This is a genomic window from Frigidibacter sp. MR17.24, assembly GCF_037095655.1.
Lineage (GTDB): Bacteria > Pseudomonadota > Alphaproteobacteria > Rhodobacterales > Rhodobacteraceae > Frigidibacter.
In genome coordinates, this window is sequence record NZ_JBAWKE010000006.1 from 72,076 (window position 1) to 93,279 (window position 21,204).

Consider the following 21,204-nt stretch of genomic DNA (forward strand, 5'->3'; position numbering starts at 1 on the left):
GCGGACAACGAGGCGGCGATGATGATCACCGGGGGCGGACGCGACACGGAACTGGCGGATCTGGCCTTCGCCGGCGGCGGGCTCGACCGGGCAGCCTGGCTGCGGGCCGACCCGGCAGAGCTTGCGCAGCGCCAGGCCGACGCGCGGGTGCTGCCGCTGTGGCGGGGCAAGGTGCTGCTGTCGGCGCCGGCGGACCCGGGCGCGCGCGCGCTCGGCCTCGTCGCGCCCGACGACGCGATGCTGGCCGGCCACGCGCTGATGTTCCTCGGCCTCGCGCCGGACGGGCGGGCGATGTTCTGCGCCGACATCTCGGACTGGGAACCCGGGCCGGAACAGCCGGCGATGCCCGGCAGCTTCTTCGACCCGACCGAGCAATGGCATCCCGAGGCGCCCGAGGGCTGCCGCTTCGGCGAGCTGCGCGGCACGATGACCGAGCTTGCGGCGTTCGATGCCGAACTGGCCGCGACCGCGCGGGCGCTGGTGACATGGCACGGCGGGCACGGCTTCTGCTCGGCCTGCGGCGCCGCCTCCGAGATCGCGCAGGCGGGCTGGACGCGGATCTGCCCGGCCTGCGGGCGCCACCACTTTCCGCGCACCGACCCGGTGGTGATCATGCTCGTGACCCGCGGCAACAGCCTGCTGCTGGGGCGCAGCCCGGCCTGGCCCGAGGGCATGTATTCCTGCCTTGCCGGCTTCATGGAGCCGGGCGAGACCTTCGAGGCCGCGGTCCGCCGCGAGGTGGCCGAGGAGACGGGCGTCGTGGTCGGCGCGGTCGCCTATGTCGCAAGCCAGCCCTGGCCGTTCCCGGCCTCGCTGATGCTGGGCGCGCGGGCCGAGGCGCTGAGCGAGGCGATCACCATCGACCCGGTCGAGATCGAGGACGCCCGCTGGGCCACGCGCGAGGAACTGGCCGAGGTCTTCGCCGGCCGCCATCCCGTGATCCGCGCGCCACGGCGCGGCGCGATCGCGGGGTACCTGATGCGGCAATGGCTTGCGGACCGGCTCGAATGACGGCACATCGGGTGCGGGGGCCGTTTAGGCGCAGGACGGCATGAAGTTTTCGACCAAGGAAGACATCGAGGCACCGGCAGAGTTCGTCTTCGCCGAGCTTTCCGATTTTGACGGGTTCGAGCGGCTCGCACGCTCGCGCGGGGCGCAGGTGCGCCGGCTTGACCGCCTGCCCGCGCCGGGCAAGGGCATGTCGTGGGAACTGTCGTTCCGCTGGCGGGGCCGCGAGCGCAGCCTTGTTGCCGACCTGACCACCTATGACCGCCCGCGCGACATCCGCTTCGACGCGACCTCGACCGGGTTCGACCTGACGCTGGCGATCGGCCTGCAGGCGCTGTCGCCGCGCCGCACCCGCATCGCCGTCGCGCTCGAGCTGACGCCGAAGACGCTCGCCTCGCGGATCCTCATGCAGTCGGTCAAGCTCGGCAAGTCGCGGCTCGAGCGCAAGTTCGAGACCCGGGTGCGGATGATGGCCGAAGAGATCGAGTTCCGCCGCGAGAGCCGGGCCGGCTGACACCGCGCCTCGCGCCTCACACCTCACGCATCGGCCCGCGTGCCGGGACCGGGGCCCCGCGCACGGGCGGCCTGGTCCAGGCTCCCCGGGCCGCCGCCGCCCGGATGCCGGCCCGCCTCAGCGCCGGCGCGGATCGGCGGGGTAGGTTCCCAGAAGCGTCAGCTGCGTGGTGAAATAGCGCAGCTCGTCCAGCGCCAGCTGCACGTTGCGGTCGTCGGGATGGCCCTCGATGTCGGCGTAGAACTGCGTCGCGGTGAACTGGCCGTCGACCATGTAGCTTTCCAGCTTGGTCATGTTGACGCCGTTGGTGGCGAAGCCGCCCATCGCCTTGTAGAGCGCGGCCGGGATGTTGCGGACGCGGAACATGAACGAGGTCATCATCTGGCCCTGGCCGCGCCGCTTGAGGTCGGGCTCGCGCGACATCACCAGGAAGCGGGTGGTGTTGTTCGACTTGTCCTCGATGTGGCGCGCGAGGATGTCGAGCCCGTAGATCTCGCCCGCCAGCTCCGAGGCCAGCGCCGCGATCTTGGGATTGCCCCAGTCGGCGATCTGGCGCGCGGATCCGGCGGTGTCGGCACCGGTGCGCGGGGTCAGGTTGTGCTGGCGCAGGAAGCTGCGGCACTGGCCCAGCAGCACCGTGTGGCTCATCGCCTGGTCGATGTCCTCGATCTTGGTGCCGGGCAGGGCGAGAAGGTTGATGTGCACCCGCACGAAGGTCTCGTCGATGATGTGCAGCCCGCTTTCCGGCAGCAGGTGGTGCATGTCGGCGACCCGGCCGTAGGTCGAGTTCTCGATCGGCAGCATGGCAAGGTCGGCCTCGCCCTTGCGCACCATCTCGATCGCGTCCTCGAAGGTGGCGCAGGGCACCGCCTCCATGCCGGGGCGCGCCTGGCGGCAGGCCTGGTGCGAATAGGCTCCGGGTTCCCCCTGGAACGAAATGCGGCCCTCGGTCTGCGACATCGTCTCTACCCCGTCTCGTCTGCCGTGCGGTCACGTCGCCGGTGCGTGCCCGCGACATTCGGGCGCGACAAGTAAACCTTGAATTGCTTCAAGGGAAGCGGGTACATAGCCTTCGAGGAGTGAGGACGCCAGCGGGAGGGCAAGGCATGTTCGACACGATGACCGTCACCAAGGTGGGCGGTGCGCTTTGCGGCTCGTTGCTGATCCTTCTGTTGGGCAATTTCGCGGCCGAGGCGCTGTACCACACCGGTGCCGGGGAACATGCCGGCGGCGAGGGTGAGGAACTGCACCAGGCCTACGTGATCGACACCGGCGCCGCCGAGGGCGGGTCGGACAGCGCCGAGGCCGGCCCCGATTTCGCGACCGTCTTCGCCTCGGCCGATGCCGCCGCGGGCGAGAAGGTGTTCGGCAAGTGCCGCGCCTGCCACAAGATCGACGGCAGCAACGCCACCGGGCCGCATCTCGACGGCGTGGTCGGCCGCCCCGTCGCCTCGGTCGACGGCTTCAGCTATTCGGGCGGGATGCAGGCGCATGGCGGCGACTGGACGCCCGAGGCGCTCGAGGCCTTCCTGACCAACCCCAAGGGCGTCGTCTCGGGCACCAAGATGGCCTTCGCCGGCCTGCCCAAGATCGAGGACCGCGCCAACATCATCAAATATCTGGAATCGCTCGGCGGCTAGGCCGGGCCTGTCCAGACAGGGGTTCGGGGCCGCCCAGGGGCGGCCCTTGCCGTTCACGGCGGCGCGTTTCACGCATTCGCAACTTGAAGCCCGCCTTTCCCGCGCTTTAGCTTGTCACGACGAACGACATGCCGCCCCGCCCGGGGGCGCCAAGGGAGAAGCGGATGACCCATCGACCGACACCGGAGCGCGATCTGGACCACGGCGCGGCGGCCACCGGGCGGCGGGGACGGGTGCGGCTGGCCGGCACGGCGGCGCTGATCGCGCTTCTTGCCGCGGCGCCGCTCGCCGCGCAGACCCAGGCCAGCCCCGATCCGGCCGCCGTCGCGGCCGAGCCCGACGCGGTGCCCGCCGATGCCGAGCGCCCCGATGGCGAGATCATCCATTCGCACGGCATCTCGACCTTCGGCGACCTGAAATACCCGGCCGATTTCGCGCATTTCGACTACGTGAACCCCGATGCGCCGCAGGGCGGCACGATGACCTTCCGCGGCACCGGCGCCTCGGCCACGTTCGACAGCCTCAACCCGTTCATCCTCAAGGGCGAACCGGCGCAGGGGCTGGGGCTGACCTATGACAGCCTGCTCACCGGCTCGCCCGACGAACCCGACGCCGCCTACGGGCTGGTCGCCGAAAGCGTGGACTATCCCAAGGACCGCTCCTGGGTGATCTTCCACATGCGCCCCGAGGCGACCTTCGCCGACGGCGAGCCGATCACCGCCTCGGACGTGGTGTTCAGCTGGAAGGTGCTGCTGGAGAAGGGATCGCCCAGCTACAAGATCAGCCTTCGCGACATCCAGGATGTCGAGGCGCTCGACGATCACACGGTGAAGTTCACCTTCACCCCGACCTCGGTCAAGCGCGACCTGCCGCTGCTGGCGGGCGGGCTGTCGATCATCCCCGAGCATTATTGGGCCGACAAGGATTTTTCGGAATCGACGATGACCCCGCCGGTCGGCTCGGGCCAGTTCGTGGTCAAGGACGCCCAGCCGGGCCGCCAGATCACCTACTGCAAGAATCCCGACTACTGGGCCAAGGACCTGCCGGTGAACGTCGGCGGCGCGAATTTCGACTGCTACACCTATCAGTATTTCGCCGACAACAACGCCGCCTTCGAGGCGTTCAAGGTCGGCGAATACCTGTTCCACCAGGAATTCTTCTCGCTGATCTGGGCGACGGGCTACAACTTCCCCGCGCTCGACAAGGGCTTCGTCAAGCGCGAGGAGCTGGCCGACAACACGCCCTCGGGCACGCAGGGCTTCTGGTTCAACCTGCGACGCGACAAGTTCAAGGATCCGAAGGTGCGCCAGGCGATCGGGCTTGCGTTCAACTTCGAATGGACGAACTCGACGCTGTTCTACGGCCTCTACCAGCGCACCGACAGCTTCTTCGAGAATTCGCCGATGCAGGCCGAGGGCCTGCCGCAGGGCGAAGAGCTTGCCGTGCTCGAGAAGTTCAAGGACCAGCTGCCGCCCGAGATCTTCACCGAGCCCGCGTTCGAGCCGCCGGTGAGCGGCGACCAGCAGCTTGACCGCAAGAACCTGCGCCAGGCCTCGAAGCTTCTGGACGAGGCCGGCTGGAGCGTCGGCGACGACGGCCTGCGCCGCAACGCCGAGGGGCAGGTGCTGACGCTCGAATTCATCGACGACGGCGGCAGCTTCGCGCGGATCATCAATCCCTACGTGCAGAACCTGCGCCAGATCGGGATCGACGCCAAGTTCACCCAGATCGACAGCGCCCAGATGCAGGAGCGGCAGAAGAACTTCGACTACGACATCCTGACCGGCCGCTTCACGATGTCCTTCTCGCCCTCGCTCGAGCTGCGCCAGCTGTTCTCGTCGGATGCCGCGACCACGCCCGACAGCGCCAACCTCTCGGGCATCGCCGATCCGGTGGTGGACGCGCTGATCGAGGAGGTCATCGCCTCGACCTCGCGCGAGGAACTCGACGCCCGCGCCAAGGCGCTGGACCGGGTGCTGCGCTACAAGCAGATCTGGGTGCCGAACTGGTATTCCGGCAAGTACCTGATCGCCTATTGGGACGTCTTCGGCCGCCCGCCCGAGCAGCCGCCCTATTCGCGCGGCGACGGCCTGTGGTGGTCGGATGCCGACAAGCTGAACGCGCTGAAGTCGCAGGGGGCGCTGCGCTAAGATGGCCGCCTACATCCTGCGGCGGATCCTTCTGATGATCCCGACCCTGTTCGGGATCATGCTGATCAACTTCGCCCTCACGCAATTCGTCCCCGGCGGCCCGATCGAGCAGATCATCGCGCAGGTCAACGGCGCGGGCGGGCTCGACGTGCTGTCGGGCGGCACCGGCGATGCCGGGGCGGGGGGCGGCACCAACCTCGGGGCCGGCAACGACAGCGGCTATTCCGGGGCGCGCGGCCTGCCGCCCGATTTCATCGCCGATCTCGAGAAGCAGTTCGGCTTCGACCGCCCGCCATGGGAGCGGTTCGTGACGATGATGGGCGATTACCTGCGCTTCGACTTCGGCGAGAGCTATTTCCGCTCGATCTCGGTGGTCGAGCTGGTGAAGGAGAAGATGCCGGTCTCGATCACGCTCGGGCTGTGGTCGACGCTGCTGGCCTACATCATCTCGATCCCGCTGGGCATCCGCAAGGCGGTGCGCGACGGCACCGCCTTCGACACCTGGACCTCGGGCATCATCATCGTGGGCTACGCGATCCCGGCCTTCCTGTTCGCGGTGCTGCTGATCGTGCTGTTCGCGGGCGGCAGCTACTGGCGGGTGTTCCCGCTGCGCGGCCTGACCTCGGACGATTTCGCGACGCTCTCGCTGTGGGGCAAGGCGCTGGATTACCTGTGGCACATCACCCTGCCGGTCGTGGCCACCACGATCTCGAGCTTCGCGACGCTGACGCTGCTGACCAAGAACAGCTTCCTTGACGAGATCAACAAGCAGTACGTGATGACCGCCCGCGCCAAGGGGCTGACGGAATCGCGCGTGCTGTACGGCCACGTGTTCCGCAACGCGATGCTGATCGTGATCGCGGGCTTCCCGGGGCTGTTCTTGGGCGTGTTCTTCGGCTCGTCGCTGCTGATCGAGACGATCTTCTCGCTCGATGGCCTCGGGCGGCTGGGCTACGAGGCGGCGGTGCAGCGCGACTATCCGGTCGTGTTCGGCACGCTCTATGTCTTCGGGCTGGTGGGGCTGCTGGTCGGCATCCTGTCCGACCTGATGTACGTGTTCGTCGATCCCCGCATCGACTTCGAGAAGAGGGCGGGCTGAGATGGGCGTGCTGACGATGGGACCGCTGGCCAAGCGCCGCTGGCGCAACTTCCGCGCCAATGGCCGCGCCTTCTGGTCGCTGTGGATCTTCCTGCTGCTGTTCGGGGCGTCGCTGTTCGCCGAGTTCATCGCCAACGACAAGCCGTTCATGATCAGCTACCGCGGCGAGTGGTATTTCCCGATCTACCGCTACTATCCCGAAACCACCTTCGGCGGCGATTTCCAGACCGAGGCGGTCTATTCCGATCCCGGCGTGCAGTGCCTGATCAAGACCGGCGGGCGCGAGGAGTGCTGGGACGACCCGGTCGCGGTGCAGAACCAGGCCTATGCCACCGGCATGGTCGACGGCGAGAGGGTCGAGACCGGCTGGATGCTCTGGCCGATCATCCCCTACAGCTACGACACCGTGAACAACGTCGGCGCCGCGCCCTCGGCGCCGGACGCCAAGCACTGGCTTGGCACCGACGACACCGCGCGCGACGTGCTGGCGCGGATCATCTACGGCTTCCGGCTGGCGGTGGTGTTCACGCTGATCGTCTCGGGCGTGTCCACCGTGATCGGCATCGCCGCCGGCGCGGTGCAGGGCTATTTCGGCGGCTGGGTCGACCTGATCTTCCAGCGGGTGCTGGAGATCTGGGCCTCGACGCCCTCGCTCTACATCATCATCATCCTCTCGGCGATCCTGGGGCGCAGCTTCTGGCTGCTGGTCGGCATCTCGATCATGTTCGGCTGGACGGCGCTGGTGGGCGTGGTGCGGGCCGAATTCCTGCGCGCGCGCAACTTCGAATATGTCCGCGCCGCCCGGGCGCTGGGCGTGTCCGACGCCAAGATCATGTTCCGCCACATCCTGCCCAACGCCATGGTGGCGACGCTGACGATGCTGCCCTTCCTGATCACCGGCACGATCGGCAGCCTGGCCGCGCTCGACTACCTCGGCTACGGCCTGCCCTCGGCCGCGCCGTCGCTGGGCGAGCTGAGCCTTCAGGCCAAGAACAACCTGACCGCCACCTGGCTCGGCTTCTCGGCCTTCTTCACCTATGCGATCATGCTGGCGCTGCTCGTGTTCATCTTCGAAGGGGTGCGTGACGCCTTCGATCCCCGCAAGACCTTCGCATGACCCCGATCCTTTCCGTCAAAGACCTCAAGATCTCGTTCCGGCAGGACGGCCGGCTGATCCCGGCGGTGAAGGGCGTCAGCTTCGACGTCGCCAAGGGCGAGACCGTCGCCCTGGTGGGCGAGAGCGGCTCGGGCAAGTCGGTCACGGCGCTGTCGACCGTGGCGCTTCTGGGCCGCAATGCCGAGATGGCCGGCTCGGTCCGCTATGCCGGGCAGGAGATGGTCGGTGCGCCCGAGGCGCGGCTGCGCAAGGTGCGCGGCAATGACATCAGCTTCATCTTCCAGGAGCCGATGACCTCGCTCAACCCGCTGCACACGCTGGAAAAGCAGCTGGGTGAAAGCCTCGCGCTGCACCAGGGGCTGCAGGGGAAGGCCGCGCGCGACCGCATCGTCGAGTTGCTGACCAAGGTCGGCATCAACGATCCCGAAAGCCGGCTGGCCGACTATCCGCACCAGCTGTCGGGGGGACAGCGGCAGCGGGTGATGATCGCGATGGCGCTGGCGAACGGCCCGGAACTGCTGATCGCGGACGAACCGACGACCGCGCTCGACGTCACGATCCAGGCGCAGATCCTGGACCTGCTGGCCGGGCTGAAGGCGGCCGAGGGGATGAGCCTGCTGTTCATCAGCCACGACCTCGGCATCGTGCGCCGGATCGCCGACCGGGTCTGCGTGATGCAGGGCGGCGAGATCGTCGAGCAGGGACCGGCCGAGCAGATCTTCGCCAATCCGCAACACCCCTACACCCGCAAGCTGCTGGGCGCCGAGCCCACCGGCCGCCCCGACCCGATCCCCGAGGACGCGCCCGAGATCCTGCGCACCGAGCATCTGAAGATCTGGTTCCCGATCCAGCGCGGGCTGATGCGCAAGACCGTGGGCCACGTGAAGGCCGTCAACGACGCCTCGCTGTCGGTCCGGCAGGGCGAGACGCTGGGCATCGTCGGCGAAAGCGGCTCGGGCAAGACGACGCTCGCGCTCGCGATCATGAAGCTGATCGGGTCCGAGGGGCCGATCCTCTATGCCGGCCAGAACATCGCCGGCTGGCAGAAGGGCCAGCTGCGCAAGTTGCGCCGTGACATGCAGATCGTGTTCCAGGACCCGTTCGGCAGCCTCTCGCCGCGGATGACGGCCGAGCAGATCATCGCCGAGGGGCTGGGCGTGCACGGGGTCGAGCCGGGCCGCGACCGCCGCGAGATGGTGGCCGAGATCATGCGCGAGGTCGGGTTGGACCCGGCCGCGATGGAGCGTTACCCGCACGAGTTCTCGGGCGGGCAGCGCCAGCGCATCGCGGTCGCGCGGGCGATGATCCTGCGGCCCAGGGTCGTCGTGCTGGACGAGCCGACCTCGGCGCTGGACATGACGGTGCAGGTGCAGATCGTCGAGCTGCTGCGCAGCCTGCAGCAGCGCCACGGCCTGACCTACCTGTTCATCAGCCACGACCTGCGGGTGGTGCGGGCGCTGTCGCACCGGGTGATGGTGATGAAGCGCGGCGACGTGGTCGAGGCGGGCGCGGCCGACGCGGTCTTCGCCGCGCCGTCGCATCCCTACACGCGCGAGCTGTTCGCCGCCGCCTTCGGCCATGCCGCGCCCGGTCCCTCGCACGGGGCCGCCGCCGCCGGCGCAGCCCTGCCGCCCGCCGACGAGGTGCTGACCCCCGACCGCATGGCCTCGCCGACGGCGCCACCGCCCCCACCACGCGAGCACGAATGAAGATCCTGCTGGTCCACCAGAATTTCCCGGGCCAGTTCCTGCACCTCGCCCCGGCGCTGAAGGCGCGCGGGCACGAGGTCCTCGCGCTCACGGCCGAAACCAACGGCCGCGCGCCGGACACCACGATCGCGCGCTACCGCTGGAGCGAGGCGGAAGAGGACAAGATCACCGGCCCCGGTGCCGGCTTCGCACGCGCGGCCTTCCGCGGCGGCCGGGCCGCGCGCGCGGCGGCACAGCTGCGCGACCGCCACGGCTTCGTGCCCGACGTGATCTTCGGCCATTCCGGCTGGGGCGAAACCCTGTTTCTCAACGAGGTCTGGCCGCAGGCGCGGATGCTGGCCTATGCCGAGCTGATGTACCGCACCACCGGGCTCGACACCGATTTCGATGCCGAGTTCCAGACCCCCGACCTCGACAGCCGGATCACCACCTCGGGGCGGCGGGCGCACATGCTGCAGGCGATGATCGATGCCGATGCGGCGGTGGCGCCGACCGCCTTTCAGGCCGGGACCTTCCCGGCCGAGCTGCTGGCGAAGATCCGCGTGATCCACGACGGCGTCGATACCGCCCGGGTGCGGCCCGACCCGCAGGCGCGGCTCACGCTGCCGAACGGCCGGGTGCTGGCCCCCGGCGACGAGGTGCTGAGCTTCGTCAACCGCCGGCTCGATCCCTATCGCGGCTTCCACGTCCTGATGCGCGCGCTGCCCGAGGTGATGGCGGCGCGGCCAGAGGCGCAGGTGGTGCTGGTGGGCGACGACGGGCGCGGCTATGGCGGGCTGCCGCGCGACGCGGCCAGCTGGCGCGAGAAGATGCTGGCCGAGGTCGGCGATCGCCTCGACCTGTCGCGGGTGCATTTCCTTGGACGCGTGCCCTATCCGACCTACCTGTCGCTGCTGCAGGTCAGCCGGGTCCATGCCTACCTGACCTATCCCTTCGTCCTCGGCTGGTCGATGGTCGAGGCGATGGCGGCGGGCTGCGCCCTCGTCGCTTCGCGCACCGCGCCGGTGCAGGAGGCGGTGACCGACGGGGTCGAGGCGCGCCTGGTCGATTTCTTCGACATCCCCGGCTGGTCGCAGGCCCTGACCGCGGCGCTGGCCGACCCGGCGTCGATGCAGCCCCTGCGCCTGGCGGCGCGGGCGCGGGCCCTGCGCGACTACGACCTGCGCAGCCGCTGCCTGCCGGCGATGATCGATTTCGTCGAGGGAAGGGTGCGGTCTCAGACCCTGTGATAGGGCGATCCGGCCAGGATCGAGGCCGCGCGGTACAGCTGTTCGGCCACCATCACCCGCACCAGCATGTGCGGCCAGACCATCGCGCCGAAGCTGATCGCGAAATCCGCCCGCTGCCGCAGCGCCGGCGCCAGCCCGTCGGCGCCGCCGATGACCATCGCCACGTCCTGCCGGCCGCCGTCGCGCCAGCGCGCCAGCTGCTCGGCGAAGTCGGGTGAGGACATCACCCGCCCGCGTTCGTCCAGGATGCAGATCAGGGCGCCGGCGGGAATCGCGCGCGACAGCAGCTCGGCCTCGGCCTCCATGCCGCCGCCCTTGCGGTCCTCGACTTCGTGCTCGGTCGCGGGGCCAAGCGCCAGCGCGCGCCCCGTGCGGTCGAACCGGGTCAGGTAATCGTCGACGAGCGTGCGCTCGGGGCCGGATCGCATCCGGCCCACCGCGCAGAGATGCACCCTCATGTCGCGGTCAGGACTGGCGCGGTGCCGCGATCCCGGCCGACGAGGGCATCCACATCTTCTCGAGCTGGTAGAACTCGCGCACTTCCGGGCGGAACACGTGCACCAGCACGTCGCCGGCGTCGATCAGAACCCAGTCGCCGGCGTCCTTGCCCTCGATCTTGGCGGAACGGCCGAGTTCGGTCTTCAGGCGCTCGACGAGCTTTTCGGCGATGGCGCCGACCTGGCGCGACGACCGGCCCGAGCAGATCACCATGTGATCGGCAACGGACGAGCGGCCGCGCAGGTCGATCGTGATCACGTCCTCGGCCTTGTCGTCGTCAAGCGAGGTCAGGATCCGGTCGAGCAGCTGATCGCTCTCGGCATCGGGGGACAGCGCGCTCATCTGCGCGGCTCCTGCGGTCGAAGCTTCGGCCGCGTGGAAGGGGATAGACAGGACATCGTCCTCCAGGGTTCAGCGCCGCCGCCTCCCGGGCGCGTAGGAATGAGGCCAATTTAACACCCGCCGCCGGGATTCTCAAGGAAGGCGGCCCCTTCGTCGTCAGGACCCCGTCGTCAGCCGGAACCGGGCGCCTTCCTCGGCGACCTCGGCCTGGCAGCGGCAGGTCAGGATGTGGTCGTTGACGAGCCCCGTCGCCTGCATGAAGGCATAGGTGATCGTCGGCCCGCAGAAGCGGAAGCCCGCCGTCTTCAGCGCCTTCGACATCGCCTCGGCCACCGGGGTGGTCACCGGCACCTCGGCCATGGTGGCGGGCCGGGTCTGCACCGGGCTGCCATCGACGAAGTCCCACAGGAAGGCCGCGAAGCCGCCACGCGCCTCGATCTCGGCCCAGGCGCGGGCGTTGCCGATCGTCGCCTCGATCTTGCCGCGGTGGCGCACGATGCCCGGATCGGCCAGCAGCCGCGCCACGTCGGGCTCGCCCCAGCGGGCGATCTCGACGGGGTCGAAGCCCGCGAAGGCCGCCCGGAACGCCGGGCGCTTGCGCAGGATCGTGATCCAGGACAGCCCCGCCTGGAAGCCGTCGAGCACCAGCTTTTCCCACAGCGCGCGGCCGTCCGGCTCGGGCCGGCCCCACTCGGTGTCGTGATAGGCGGTGTAGAGCGGATCGCTGCCGCACCAGCTGCATCTGTCCATCGCAGGGCCCCTGTCTCGGTTTCACCGCTCCTTAAACCTTCGCGGCTTTGATCGGAAAGGTGATGGAGGGTCCGATGGGTAGTATCAACGAGCCGCGGGTGGAAATCTTCGACAGCCCGCTGGATCAGGCGGTGCAGCAGCGCGACAACGACGTGCTTGTCATGGTGGCCGATGCCTTGCGCAGCGGGCGGCTGGTGCTGGCCTACCAACCCGTGGTGCAGGCGCAGCGCCCCGACCGAATCGCCTTCCACGAGGCGCTGGTGCGGGTGCTCGACCCCACGGGGCGGGTGATCCCGGCGCGCGAATTCATCGGCGCGGTCGAGGCGACGGACCTGGGCCGCCGGCTCGACTGCCTGTCGCTGTCCAAGGGGCTCGACGCGCTGGAACAGACGCCGGGGCTGCGGCTGGCGGTGAACATGTCCGCCCGCTCGATCGGTTACGCGCCCTGGCTGAAGGTGCTGGAACGCGGGCTGGCGCGCGACCCCTCGATCGGCGAGCGGCTGATCCTCGAGATCACGGAAAGCTCGGCGATGCTGGTGCCGGAACTGGTCACCGACTTCATGCGCCGCCAGCAGGAAAAGGGGCTGTGCTTCGCGCTGGACGACTTCGGGGCGGGGGCGACCTCGTTCCGCTACCTGCGCGACTTCTATTTCGACCTGGTCAAGATCGACGCGGGCTTCGTCCGTGGCGTCGCGCGCAGTGCCGACAATCAGGTGCTGTGCCAGGTGCTGCAGTCGATCGCCAAGCATTTCGACATGTTCACCGTCGCCGAAGCCGTGGAATCGCAAGAGGATGCCGAGTGGCTGGCCGCCGCCGGGATCGATTGCCTGCAGGGCTATCTCTACGGCGCGCCGTCGATCTCGCCGCCCTGGCAGGCGGAGGCCGCGCGCAAGCGCCCGCACTAGCCATCCCCGGGCGCGCGCACCGGTCCTTGCATCCGCCGTCGCCCGGCGCGGCTGGCGGCCCCGCGCGGCCGGGGCGGGGAATGCCGCGTTCCTGTGCGCGGCCAAGTGCCTGACAAAGCTGACCCTGCGATGCAGCATTGTTCCGCCCGGACAGGACCTTCCGGGCATTGCCTTCCCTCGTCGCTCCCCTTACGTCAGGAGATGAAGTGTTGCCGGAACGGGCACGATCCGCCCCGACGGCGCCACGTAGCAGGGGAGTGAGCAGCATGACCAACGTCGTGATCGTTTCCGCCGCGCGCACCGCGGTGGGCAGTTTCAACGGCAGCTTCGCCAACACGCCGGCGCACGAGCTGGGCGCCACGGTTCTGTCGGCGCTTGTCGAGCGCGCGGGGATCGAGAAGGGCGAGGTCTCCGAGACGATCCTCGGCCAGGTGCTGACCGCCGGCCAGGGCCAGAACCCGGCCCGCCAGGCCCATATCAACGCCGGCCTTCCGAAGGAGAGCGCCGCCTGGAGCCTCAACCAGGTCTGCGGCTCGGGCCTGCGCGCGGTGGCGCTGGGCGCCCAGCACGTGATCCTCGGCGATGCCGCGATCGTCGCGGCCGGCGGGCAAGAGAACATGTCGATGTCGCCGCACTGCCAGAACCTGCGCGGCGGCCACAAGATGGGCGATCTGTCCTTCATCGACACGATGATCAAGGACGGCCTGTGGGACGCGTTCAACGGCTATCACATGGGCCAGACCGCCGAGAACGTCGCCAACCAGTGGCAGATCGGCCGCGAGCAGCAGGATGACTTCGCGCTCGCCAGCCAGAACAAGGCCGAGGCCGCCCAGGCCGCCGGCAAGTTCAAGGACGAGATCGTCCCGGTGATCCTGAAGACCCGCAAGGGCGAGACCACCGTCGATGCCGACGAATACATCCGCCACGGCGCCACGATCGAGGCGCTGCAGAAGCTGCGCCCCGCCTTCGTCAAGGACGGCTCGGTCACCGCGGGCAATGCCAGCGGCATCAACGACGGCGCCGCCGGCGTGCTGCTGATGTCCGAGGAAGAGGCCGCCCGCCGCGGCCTGAAGCCGCTCGCGCGGATCGCCTCGTATGCGACCACCGGCCTCGACCCGTCGATCATGGGCGTGGGTCCGATCTACGCCAGCCGCAAGGCGCTGGAGAAGGCCGGCTGGAAGGCCGCCGATCTCGACCTCGTCGAGGCGAACGAGGCCTTCGCCGCCCAGGCCTGCGCGGTGAACAAGGACATGGGCTGGGATCCGGCCAAGGTGAACGTGAACGGCGGCGCGATCGCCATCGGTCACCCGATCGGCGCCTCGGGGGCGCGGATCCTCAACACCCTTCTGTTCGAGATGAACCGCTCGGGCGCCAAGAAGGGCCTGGCGACGCTGTGCATCGGCGGCGGCATGGGCGTGGCCATGTGCCTCGAAGGTCTCTGAGACCAAGGTCCGACATCGCCCTGCGCAATATTCTTGCGCATGGTGACTGACTTCTTTAATCAAATAACGGACGAGTGATCGTTCTGAGGGGGGACTACATGTCTAAAGTTGCTTTGGTGACCGGTGGGTCGCGGGGCATCGGTGCGTCGATTTCGCTCGCGCTGCAGGCGGCGGGCTACAAGGTCGCCGCGAACTATGCAGGCAATGACGAGGCGGCGACCAAGTTCACCGCCGAAACCGGGATCCCGACCTTCAAGTGGTCGGTCGCCGATTACGACGCCTGCGCGCTGGGCATCGCCAAGGTCGAGGATGCGCTGGGGCCGGTCGACGTGCTGGTGAACAATGCCGGCATCACCCGGGATTCGATGTTCCACAAGATGACCCGCCAGCAGTGGCAGGAGGTCATGGACACGAACCTGTCGGGCCTGTTCAACATGACCCACCCGCTCTGGCCCGGGATGCGCGAGCGCAAGTTCGGCCGCGTGATCAACATCTCTTCGATCAACGGCCAGAAGGGGCAGGCGGGGCAGGCGAACTATTCCGCGGCCAAGGCCGGCGACATCGGTTTCACCAAGGCGCTGGCGCAGGAGGGCGCGCGCGCCGGCATCACCGTCAACGCGATCTGCCCCGGCTACATCGCGACCGAGATGGTGATGGCGGTGCCCGAGAAGGTGCGCGAATCGATTATCGCCCAGATCCCGGTCGGCCGGCTTGGCAATCCCGAGGAGATCGCGCGCTGCGTGGTGTTCCTGGCCAGCGACGACGCGGGCTTCATCACCGGCGCGACGATCACCGCCAACGGCGGCCAGTACTTCGCCTGACCGCTGGAGGGCAGACTTGGGGGCCGTGCCATCGGGCGCGGCCCTTTTTGCTGTCTGCCGCTTGCATCCGCCGGGCGCCGCGTCAGGAATGGCGGCGCGATCACCGGGGGCAGGGCATGGGCAAGGGCAGGGCGACGATCATCGGCTTCGGGGCGATCCTGCTCTGGGCGCTTCTGGCGCTGTTCACCGTGGGCTCGGCCCCGGTGCCGCCGCTGCAGCTCAACGCGGTCTGCTTCGCGATCGGCGGCCTGATCGGGCTGGTCTGGATCCTGGCGGGCGAGGGGCCGAAGGCGCTGCGTGGCATCCCGCTGCGGGTCTACGCCTTCGGCACTGCCGGTCTGTTTGGCTATCATTTCCTGTATTTCACCGCCCTTCGGCTGGCACCCGCGGCCGAGGCCGGGCTGATCGCCTATCTCTGGCCGCTGCTGATTGTCCTGTTCTCGGGCCTTCTGCCGGGCGAGCGGCTGAACCGGCTGCACGTGGCGGGGGCGGTCCTGGCCTTCGCGGGGGCGGCGCTGCTGGTCGGCGGCCGGCTGTTCGGCACCGGCATCACCATCACCGCCGGCGCGGTCGCGGGCTATGCGCTGGCCTTTCTCTGCGCGCTGACCTGGTCGGGATATTCGGTGCTGTCGCGCCGGCTGGGCGCGGTGCCGACGGCCTCGGTCGCGGTGTTCTGCCTGGCGACGGCGGTGCTGTCGGCGCTCGCGCATCTCGCGGTCGAGGACACGGTCTGGCCCGCCACCGGCCTTGGCTGGGCGGCGATGCTGGCGCTGGGCACCGGCCCGGTGGGCCTGGCCTTCTATGTCTGGGACGTGGGGGTCAAGCGCGGCGACATCCAGCTTCTGGGGACCGCGTCCTATGCCGCGCCGCTTCTGTCGACGCTGGCGCTGGTGATGACGGGGCTGGCGGTGCCGGACTGGCGGCTGGGGCTGGCGGCCGTGATGATCACGGGAGGGGCCGCGCTGGCTGCCCGTGCCAGCGCGACCCGGAAACACACTGGACTCAGGTCTGGGCGAGGCGCGCGATCTCTTCCTTGAGACGAAGCTTCTGCTTCTTCATCTGCGCGACACGCGTCATGTCACATCCGGGGGCGCGTTGTTCACGCTCGACAGCATCAGACAGCGACTGATGCTTGCGGCGCAGCTCCGACAGGTGCGAATTGAGCGACATCCAAGTCTCCTCTTCCTGGTGGACCGTGAGCGAATTGCAGCACGAGTTCCGAGTCGTGTCACCCGCTACGTGACCGCGTGGTGACCAGAACCAGAATACACCGCGGGAAACCGCCGAGGTAGAAGATTCCGCAAAGCGGGACATTACCGATATTTTAGAAATCCAGCGCTGCGCCGTCGCGCAACAAACTCTCGGCCGTGGCGGTGAAGTCGTTGCGGTCGCCGGCGTGGCGCGCGCCGTCGTGCAGGATCAGCGGCGCAAGCAGCGCGAAGGCGCCGCGCCCGCCCTTGCGCGCGCGCAGGATCACCCGCCCCGGCGCGGCGCCCGCGCGCCCCGCCAGCGGCAGGCAGCGGATCGATCCCGCCCGCGCCGGCGGCAGCGCCGCAAGCAGGTCTGGCAGGCGCTGCGCCTCGTGGATCACCGTCAGCCACCCGCCGGGGGCGAGCCTGCGCAGCGCCGCGTCCATCCAGTCCGCCAGCGGCGTCTGCTCGCGCAGCGCGGTCTCGCGCCCGGCGTCACGCGCGGCGGTGCCGTTGGCGCGGGCGTAATAGGGCGGGTTGGCGATGACATGGTCGAAGGTCTCGGCCCGCAGCGCGGCCGGCATCCGCGCAAGGTCGCCCTCGTGCACCTGCAGCGCGATGCCGTTGGCGGCGGCGTTGCGCCGCGCAAGCGCGGCATAGGCCGGCTGCAGCTCGATCCCGGCCTGCGACAGCCCCGCGACACGATGCCCGAGGCACAGCGACGCGACCCCCGCGCCGCAGCCCAGTTCCAGCACCCGCTCGCCCGGTCGCGCCGGGCAGGCGGCGGCCAGAAGCACCGGGTCGGTCGCGGCGCGGTAACCGTCGCGGGGTTGCAAAACCGTCAGCCTGCCGCCCAGGAAGCCGTCGGATGACAGCTGAATGTCGGAAAATGTCATGCCTCGCCCGCGTGCCAGCCATCGTCGGCGATCCCGAGATCGCGCAGTACCCGCAGCGCCCGGTCCGCGTCGCGGTCCGCCACCATCAGGCGGCGCGGCAGCAGCCCGACCGAGCCTTCGAGGATGCTCATATGGACGTCCATCTGAAACACGTCTATATCCTCGCCCTGAAGCATGACCAGGGCATAGGCGATCTTCGTGGGGTCGGTGGTGCGCAGGACTTCCTTCATGGTCCCGGACTAAGGCCAGCGCCCGGTCTTTGTCGAGCGTCTAGAGGTGGCTGATGAGCCTGGATGAAACCGCCCGCAAACCGCATGACCGGCTGGCCGCCGTGCTTGCCGACGACATGGCGGCGGTCAACGCCCTGATCCGCGATCGCATGGCCTCGAAACATGCGCCGCGCATCCCCGAGGTGACCGCGCATCTGGTCGAGGCCGGCGGCAAGCGGCTGCGGCCGATGCTGACCCTGGCCGCGGCGCGGCTCTGCGGCTATGGCGGCGCGCATCACGTGCATCTGGCGGCCACGGTCGAATTCATCCACACCGCGACGCTGCTGCATGACGATGTCGTCGACGAAAGCACCCAGCGCCGGGGCCGTCCCTCGGCCAACCTGCTGTGGGACAACAAGTCCTCGGTCCTCGTCGGCGACTACCTCTTCGCCCGCAGCTTCCAGCTGATGACCGAATGCGGCTCGATGCGGGTGATGGAGATCCTGTCCAACGCCTCGGCCGTGATCGCCGAGGGCGAGGTGCTGCAGCTGACCGCGGCGCAGGATCTGGCCACCACCGAAGAGATCTATCTCAACGTCGTGCGCGGCAAGACCGCGGCGCTGTTCGCGGCGGCGACCGAGGTCGGCGGCGTGATCGCCGGCGCGCCCGAGGCGCAGGTGCGCGCGCTGCACACCTATGGTGACGCGCTGGGCATCGCCTTCCAGATGGTCGACGACCTGCTGGATTACGGCGGCACCACCGCGGTGATCGGCAAGAACGTCGGCGACGACTTCCGCGAGCGCAAGCTGACGCTGCCGGTGATCAAGGCCGTCGCCGCCGCCGATGCCGAGGATCGCGCCTTCTGGACCAGGGTTATCGCCCGCGGTCAGCAGGACGAGGGCGATCTCGAGCAGGCGATCGCGCTGATGGGCCGGCACGGTACGCTCGAGGCGACGCGGGTCGAGGCGCTGGCCTGGGCCGCGCGCGCGGTCGAGGCGCTGCAGGTGCTTCCCGAGGGCGAGCTGCGCGATCTTCTGGCCGAGATCGCCGACTACGTGGTCGCCCGCGTCAACTGAGCAGCGGCGCCGCGGCGACCCACCAGCCGGGCTCGGCCGCCGACAGGCTGGCCGCGGCCGCATCGGCCGTCGCGGTGGTGGCGAACAGGCCAAAGCAGGTCGCACCCGATCCCGACATCCGTGACAGCAGACAGCCGGGCTGCGCCGCCAGCGCGCCGCAGGCGGTGCTCACCTGCGGTGCCAGCGCCTCGGCCGCGGGCTGAAGGTCGTTGCGCAGGCCGCGCAGCCACCCGGCCAGCGCCGCCGCGTCGGCGCAGCGCGGCACCGCGCCGAGGCCGGGGTTGTCGGGGCTGGCAAGCCTGCGGAAGATCTCGGGTGTCGCGACCGGCACCCCGGGATTGACCAGCACCGTCCAGACCGGGGGCAGGGCGGGCAACGGGGCGAGCCGCTCGCCGATCCCGCGCATCCGCTGCGGCACCGGGTCGAGGCAGACCGGCACGTCGGCGCCCAGCGCGGCCGTGTCGGCCGCGGCCGGCAGCGCCAGCCCCCAGAGATCCGACAGGAGCCGCAGCGCCGCCGCGGCATCCGACGAGCCGCCGCCGATCCCCGCCATCGCCGGCAGCCGCTTGTCGAGCGTCAGCGCCGCCCCGCGTGCCGGGTCCAGCAGCCGCGCCGCGCGCAGCACGAGGTTCTCGGGCCCGGTGGGCACGCCTTCGGCCCGCGGGCCGCTCACCCGCAGCGACAGCCTGTCCGCCGGCGCGGCAGACAGCCGGTCGCCGACGCCCGCGAAGACCACGAGGCTGTCGAGAAGGTGATATCCGTCGCCGCGCCGCCCGGTCACGTGCAGCGCGAGGTTGATCTTCGCGGGCGCGAAGCCCGGATCGGCGCGGGTCACGGGGCGGCGCTCACTCGGACTTGGTGCCGGGGGCGGGGGCATGGGCGTTTTGCGAGACGTGCAGGGGCTTTGCGCCCTCGTCCGCAAGCACCGCGTCAAGCCCCTTGGCAAGCTTGGCGCGGATGCGGTCGGCCTCGGCCTCGGTCTCGGGCTCGAACGACAGGGCGCGGCGCCACTGGAATTCGGCCTCGCGCTTGCGGCCGACGGCCCAGTAGACGTCGCCGAGGTGGTCGTTGACGACCGAATCCGCCGCCATCAGCTCCACCGCCTGTTCCATCGTCGGCACCGCCTCGTCGAAGCGGCCGAGGCGATAGAGCGCCCAGCCGAGGCTGTCGACGATGTAGCCGTCCTGCGGCCGCGCATCGACGGCCTTCTCGATCATGCCGAGCGCCTCGTCGAGGTCGCGCTGCTGTTCCAGCAGCGAATAGCCGAGGTAGTTCAGCACCTGCGGCTGCTCGGGCGACAGCTTCAGCGCCGTGCGCATGTCCGCCTCCGAGGCCGCGAAGTCCTTCACCCGCTCCTGGCAGATGCCGCGCGCGTAATAGACCGGCCACTGGCCGCGGTTCTGCTCGCCAAACAGCGCGACCGCCTTGTCATAGGCCGCGATCGCCGGCTGCCAGCGCTCGTCCCGGCGCAGCGTGTCGCCGAGCGTCGCCCAGATCACCGCCTGGTCGGCATTGTCCTTGGCCAGCTGTTCGAGCGCGTCGATCGCGGCATCGGTGCGCCCCGAGGCGACCAGCGTGTCGGCCCGGCCCAGCTCGGCGATCGGATAGGACGGGTCCTCGCGCGGGATGCGGTTGTAGGCCGCGGCGGCAAGTTCGTATTCGCCCTGCGTCTCCAGCAGGTTGGCGACCAGCAGGATCACGTCGGTATCGTCGGGGCGCAGCGCGTCGGCCAGGCGGGCATAGAGAAGGGTGAAGCTGTCCTGCGCCTCGCCGCTCAGCGCGCCGGCGACGGAATAGAACACCTCGGCGATGCCGTCGCTGGCCGAGGTCACCGCGGTATAGGGGATCTGCTCGCCCGCGGCGAGCTTGTCGCGCAGCGACTGCAGCGTCGGGTCGGGTTCGCCCCCGAAGGTGGTGTTGAGCAGCGCCAGCGCCGCGTCGGGCCGGTCAAGCTGGCTCAGGACCTCGGCATGGGTGATCAGCCCGCGCCGCGTCAGGCGCAGCGCATCGGCCCCCTCGCCCGACAGGATCGCGTTCGCCCCTTCGAAATCGCCGACCGAGGCCAGCGCCAGCGCCTTGTGGTACAGGCCGAACGGCGCCATCCCCTGCAGCTTGGCCACGGTGTCGAAGCTGGCCAGCGCGCCGTCGGCATCGCCCGCCCCCAGTTTCGACCAGGCCTCGAGCAGGCCGTTGACCAGCGGCCCGGCGCCCGGCTCGACCTTCAGCTGCGCCAGCGCGGCCGGAAAGTCGCCACGGCTCACGTCGGCCGCGATCTGGACCAGGTTCGACACCTGGCTGGACGACCCGCCCGCCTGCAGCGCCTGCGCCAGCGGCTCGGCCGCGGCGAGGTCACCGGTGCCGACCTCGGCCACCAGCGCGTTCTCGAGCAGCATCTGGTTCTGCGGATCCTGCCCCAGCGCCCGGCCGAAATACTCTGCCGCGGCACGGTAGTCGTTGACGATGCTGGCCGACCGCGCCGCGAGATAGGGCCCGGCGATGCCGCGCGCATCCTGCGCCTGCGCGGCGGAGGCGCCCAGCAGGCCCGCCAGGGCGGCGGCAAGGGCAAGGCGGCTCACTTGGGTCATGCGGAATGCGGGCACGGGCGGCGG

At 69.6% G+C, this 21,204-nt stretch carries 22 protein-coding genes; 13 read left to right on the top strand and 9 right to left on the bottom strand.

Translation table 11 applies throughout. From position 1 onward, the window contains the following. The first annotated feature begins 18 nt into the window (after positions 1 to 18). Both nudC and V8J39_RS17470 read left to right on the top strand, forming a co-directional pair. Positions 19 to 1,011, top strand: a complete 993-nt coding sequence (nudC, locus tag V8J39_RS17465; RefSeq protein ID WP_336462231.1) for an NAD(+) diphosphatase — start codon at positions 19 to 21, stop codon at positions 1,009 to 1,011. 40 nt (positions 1,012 to 1,051) lie between these two features. Further along, the gene (locus tag V8J39_RS17470) at positions 1,052 to 1,522 is read left to right on the top strand and encodes an SRPBCC family protein (RefSeq protein WP_336462232.1); all 471 of its coding nucleotides are present in this window, start codon (positions 1,052 to 1,054) and stop codon (positions 1,520 to 1,522) included. A 117-nt stretch (positions 1,523 to 1,639) separates the two neighbouring features. On the opposite strand, the gene V8J39_RS17475 is transcribed toward V8J39_RS17470, so the two are convergent. Beyond that, positions 1,640 to 2,482, bottom strand: a complete 843-nt coding sequence (locus V8J39_RS17475; RefSeq protein WP_336462233.1) for a prephenate dehydratase — start codon at positions 2,480 to 2,482, stop codon at positions 1,640 to 1,642. Between the two features lie 146 nt (positions 2,483 to 2,628). Between V8J39_RS17475 and V8J39_RS17480 the strand changes: the two genes are divergently transcribed. The 6 genes from V8J39_RS17480 to V8J39_RS17505 all read left to right on the top strand — a co-directional run bounded on the left by V8J39_RS17480 (position 2,629) and on the right by V8J39_RS17505 (position 10,466). Further along, positions 2,629 to 3,162 (top strand): c-type cytochrome, encoded by a 534-nt coding sequence (locus V8J39_RS17480; RefSeq protein ID WP_336462234.1) that lies wholly within the window; start codon positions 2,629 to 2,631, stop codon positions 3,160 to 3,162. A gap of 164 nt (positions 3,163 to 3,326) precedes the next feature. Continuing rightward, positions 3,327 to 5,312, top strand: coding sequence for an extracellular solute-binding protein (locus tag V8J39_RS17485; RefSeq protein WP_336462235.1), 1,986 nt, complete (start codon positions 3,327 to 3,329; stop codon positions 5,310 to 5,312). Between the two features lies 1 nt (position 5,313). After that, positions 5,314 to 6,411, top strand: coding sequence for a microcin C ABC transporter permease YejB (locus V8J39_RS17490; protein ID WP_336462236.1), 1,098 nt, complete (start codon positions 5,314 to 5,316; stop codon positions 6,409 to 6,411). 1 nt (position 6,412) lies between these two features. Then, positions 6,413 to 7,528: an ABC transporter permease gene (locus V8J39_RS17495; RefSeq protein ID WP_442902608.1), complete on the top strand. Its 1,116-nt coding sequence runs from the start codon at positions 6,413 to 6,415 to the stop codon at positions 7,526 to 7,528. Further along, complete coding sequence (locus tag V8J39_RS17500) at positions 7,525 to 9,237, top strand: ABC transporter ATP-binding protein (RefSeq protein WP_336462237.1); 1,713 nt, start codon at positions 7,525 to 7,527, stop codon at positions 9,235 to 9,237. The genes V8J39_RS17495 and V8J39_RS17500 overlap by 4 nt, the downstream gene beginning before the upstream one ends. Further along, entirely contained in the window at positions 9,234 to 10,466 is a 1,233-nt protein-coding gene (locus tag V8J39_RS17505; protein WP_336462238.1) for a glycosyltransferase, read from the top strand. The genes V8J39_RS17500 and V8J39_RS17505 overlap by 4 nt, the downstream gene beginning before the upstream one ends. Here V8J39_RS17505 and rlmH read toward each other — a convergent pair. The 3 genes from rlmH to V8J39_RS17520 all read right to left on the bottom strand — a co-directional run bounded on the left by rlmH (position 10,454) and on the right by V8J39_RS17520 (position 12,056). Then, positions 10,454 to 10,924, bottom strand: a complete 471-nt coding sequence (gene rlmH, locus V8J39_RS17510) for a 23S rRNA (pseudouridine(1915)-N(3))-methyltransferase RlmH (RefSeq protein ID WP_336462239.1) — start codon at positions 10,922 to 10,924, stop codon at positions 10,454 to 10,456. The genes V8J39_RS17505 and rlmH overlap by 13 nt on opposite strands. Before the next feature lie 7 nt (positions 10,925 to 10,931). Further along, positions 10,932 to 11,306: a ribosome silencing factor gene (gene rsfS, locus V8J39_RS17515; RefSeq protein ID WP_336462240.1), complete on the bottom strand. Its 375-nt coding sequence runs from the start codon at positions 11,304 to 11,306 to the stop codon at positions 10,932 to 10,934. Between the two features lie 156 nt (positions 11,307 to 11,462). Then, a complete protein-coding gene (locus tag V8J39_RS17520; protein ID WP_336462241.1) occupies positions 11,463 to 12,056 on the bottom strand; it encodes a DNA-3-methyladenine glycosylase I in 594 nt (197 codons plus the stop codon). A 74-nt stretch (positions 12,057 to 12,130) separates the two neighbouring features. On the opposite strand from V8J39_RS17520, the gene V8J39_RS17525 reads away from it, so the two are divergent. The 4 genes from V8J39_RS17525 (at position 12,131) to yddG (ending at position 16,261) form a co-directional block, all read left to right on the top strand. Next, positions 12,131 to 12,961 (top strand): EAL domain-containing protein, encoded by an 831-nt coding sequence (locus tag V8J39_RS17525; RefSeq protein ID WP_336462242.1) that lies wholly within the window; start codon positions 12,131 to 12,133, stop codon positions 12,959 to 12,961. A 266-nt stretch (positions 12,962 to 13,227) separates the two neighbouring features. Then, positions 13,228 to 14,403, top strand: coding sequence for an acetyl-CoA C-acetyltransferase (locus V8J39_RS17530; protein WP_336462243.1), 1,176 nt, complete (start codon positions 13,228 to 13,230; stop codon positions 14,401 to 14,403). A 98-nt stretch (positions 14,404 to 14,501) separates the two neighbouring features. After that, positions 14,502 to 15,224 carry a beta-ketoacyl-ACP reductase gene (locus V8J39_RS17535; RefSeq protein WP_336462244.1) on the top strand — a complete coding sequence of 241 codons (723 nt, stop codon included), beginning with the start codon at positions 14,502 to 14,504 and terminating at the stop codon, positions 15,222 to 15,224. A 116-nt stretch (positions 15,225 to 15,340) separates the two neighbouring features. Then, the gene (gene yddG / locus V8J39_RS17540; RefSeq protein WP_336462245.1) at positions 15,341 to 16,261 is read left to right on the top strand and encodes an aromatic amino acid exporter YddG; all 921 of its coding nucleotides are present in this window, start codon (positions 15,341 to 15,343) and stop codon (positions 16,259 to 16,261) included. Here the strand turns inward: yddG and V8J39_RS17545 are convergent. The 3 genes from V8J39_RS17545 to V8J39_RS17555 form a co-directional block, all read right to left on the bottom strand. Further along, a complete protein-coding gene (locus tag V8J39_RS17545; RefSeq protein WP_336462246.1) occupies positions 16,227 to 16,394 on the bottom strand; it encodes a YdcH family protein in 168 nt (55 codons plus the stop codon). The two genes, yddG and V8J39_RS17545, sit on opposite strands and share 35 nt — an antisense overlap. 154 nt (positions 16,395 to 16,548) lie before the next feature. After that, positions 16,549 to 17,310 (bottom strand): tRNA1(Val) (adenine(37)-N6)-methyltransferase, encoded by a 762-nt coding sequence (locus tag V8J39_RS17550; RefSeq protein ID WP_336462247.1) that lies wholly within the window; start codon positions 17,308 to 17,310, stop codon positions 16,549 to 16,551. Further along, positions 17,307 to 17,540 (bottom strand): putative signal transducing protein, encoded by a 234-nt coding sequence (locus tag V8J39_RS17555; RefSeq protein ID WP_336462248.1) that lies wholly within the window; start codon positions 17,538 to 17,540, stop codon positions 17,307 to 17,309. The genes V8J39_RS17550 and V8J39_RS17555 overlap by 4 nt, the downstream gene beginning before the upstream one ends. Before the next feature lie 53 nt (positions 17,541 to 17,593). Between V8J39_RS17555 and V8J39_RS17560 the strand changes: the two genes are divergently transcribed. Beyond that, positions 17,594 to 18,595 (top strand): polyprenyl synthetase family protein, encoded by a 1,002-nt coding sequence (locus tag V8J39_RS17560; protein WP_336462249.1) that lies wholly within the window; start codon positions 17,594 to 17,596, stop codon positions 18,593 to 18,595. On the opposite strand, the gene V8J39_RS17565 is transcribed toward V8J39_RS17560, so the two are convergent. Both V8J39_RS17565 and V8J39_RS17570 read right to left on the bottom strand, forming a co-directional pair. Continuing rightward, positions 18,588 to 19,472: a 4-(cytidine 5'-diphospho)-2-C-methyl-D-erythritol kinase gene (locus V8J39_RS17565; protein WP_442902609.1), complete on the bottom strand. Its 885-nt coding sequence runs from the start codon at positions 19,470 to 19,472 to the stop codon at positions 18,588 to 18,590. The genes V8J39_RS17560 and V8J39_RS17565 overlap by 8 nt on opposite strands. Further along, positions 19,441 to 21,180, bottom strand: a complete 1,740-nt coding sequence (locus V8J39_RS17570; protein ID WP_442902612.1) for a tetratricopeptide repeat protein — start codon at positions 21,178 to 21,180, stop codon at positions 19,441 to 19,443. Before V8J39_RS17570 ends, V8J39_RS17565 begins: the two co-directional genes overlap by 32 nt. Positions 21,181 to 21,204 lie beyond the last annotated feature (24 nt).

What these genes read in the sequence shown, in the direction of transcription:
- nudC (WP_336462231.1), top strand. Translation starts at nt 19, where the DNA reads ATGATGATCACCGGGGGCGGACGCGACACGGAACTGGCGGATCTGGCC.
- V8J39_RS17470 (WP_336462232.1), top strand. Translation starts at nt 1,052, where the DNA reads ATGAAGTTTTCGACCAAGGAAGACATCGAGGCACCGGCAGAGTTCGTC.
- V8J39_RS17475 (WP_336462233.1), bottom strand. Translation starts at nt 2,482, where the DNA reads ATGTCGCAGACCGAGGGCCGCATTTCGTTCCAGGGGGAACCCGGAGCC.
- V8J39_RS17480 (WP_336462234.1), top strand. Translation starts at nt 2,629, where the DNA reads ATGTTCGACACGATGACCGTCACCAAGGTGGGCGGTGCGCTTTGCGGC.
- V8J39_RS17485 (WP_336462235.1), top strand. Translation starts at nt 3,327, where the DNA reads ATGACCCATCGACCGACACCGGAGCGCGATCTGGACCACGGCGCGGCG.
- V8J39_RS17490 (WP_336462236.1), top strand. Translation starts at nt 5,314, where the DNA reads ATGGCCGCCTACATCCTGCGGCGGATCCTTCTGATGATCCCGACCCTG.
- V8J39_RS17495 (WP_442902608.1), top strand. Translation starts at nt 6,413, where the DNA reads ATGGGCGTGCTGACGATGGGACCGCTGGCCAAGCGCCGCTGGCGCAAC.
- V8J39_RS17500 (WP_336462237.1), top strand. Translation starts at nt 7,525, where the DNA reads ATGACCCCGATCCTTTCCGTCAAAGACCTCAAGATCTCGTTCCGGCAG.
- V8J39_RS17505 (WP_336462238.1), top strand. Translation starts at nt 9,234, where the DNA reads ATGAAGATCCTGCTGGTCCACCAGAATTTCCCGGGCCAGTTCCTGCAC.
- rlmH (WP_336462239.1), bottom strand. Translation starts at nt 10,924, where the DNA reads ATGAGGGTGCATCTCTGCGCGGTGGGCCGGATGCGATCCGGCCCCGAG.
- rsfS (WP_336462240.1), bottom strand. Translation starts at nt 11,306, where the DNA reads ATGAGCGCGCTGTCCCCCGATGCCGAGAGCGATCAGCTGCTCGACCGG.
- V8J39_RS17520 (WP_336462241.1), bottom strand. Translation starts at nt 12,056, where the DNA reads ATGGACAGATGCAGCTGGTGCGGCAGCGATCCGCTCTACACCGCCTAT.
- V8J39_RS17525 (WP_336462242.1), top strand. Translation starts at nt 12,131, where the DNA reads ATGGGTAGTATCAACGAGCCGCGGGTGGAAATCTTCGACAGCCCGCTG.
- V8J39_RS17530 (WP_336462243.1), top strand. Translation starts at nt 13,228, where the DNA reads ATGACCAACGTCGTGATCGTTTCCGCCGCGCGCACCGCGGTGGGCAGT.
- V8J39_RS17535 (WP_336462244.1), top strand. Translation starts at nt 14,502, where the DNA reads ATGTCTAAAGTTGCTTTGGTGACCGGTGGGTCGCGGGGCATCGGTGCG.
- yddG (WP_336462245.1), top strand. Translation starts at nt 15,341, where the DNA reads ATGGGCAAGGGCAGGGCGACGATCATCGGCTTCGGGGCGATCCTGCTC.
- V8J39_RS17545 (WP_336462246.1), bottom strand. Translation starts at nt 16,394, where the DNA reads ATGTCGCTCAATTCGCACCTGTCGGAGCTGCGCCGCAAGCATCAGTCG.
- V8J39_RS17550 (WP_336462247.1), bottom strand. Translation starts at nt 17,310, where the DNA reads ATGACATTTTCCGACATTCAGCTGTCATCCGACGGCTTCCTGGGCGGC.
- V8J39_RS17555 (WP_336462248.1), bottom strand. Translation starts at nt 17,540, where the DNA reads ATGAAGGAAGTCCTGCGCACCACCGACCCCACGAAGATCGCCTATGCC.
- V8J39_RS17560 (WP_336462249.1), top strand. Translation starts at nt 17,594, where the DNA reads ATGAGCCTGGATGAAACCGCCCGCAAACCGCATGACCGGCTGGCCGCC.
- V8J39_RS17565 (WP_442902609.1), bottom strand. Translation starts at nt 19,472, where the DNA reads ATGCCCCCGCCCCCGGCACCAAGTCCGAGTGAGCGCCGCCCCGTGACC.
- V8J39_RS17570 (WP_442902612.1), bottom strand. Translation starts at nt 21,180, where the DNA reads ATGACCCAAGTGAGCCGCCTTGCCCTTGCCGCCGCCCTGGCGGGCCTG.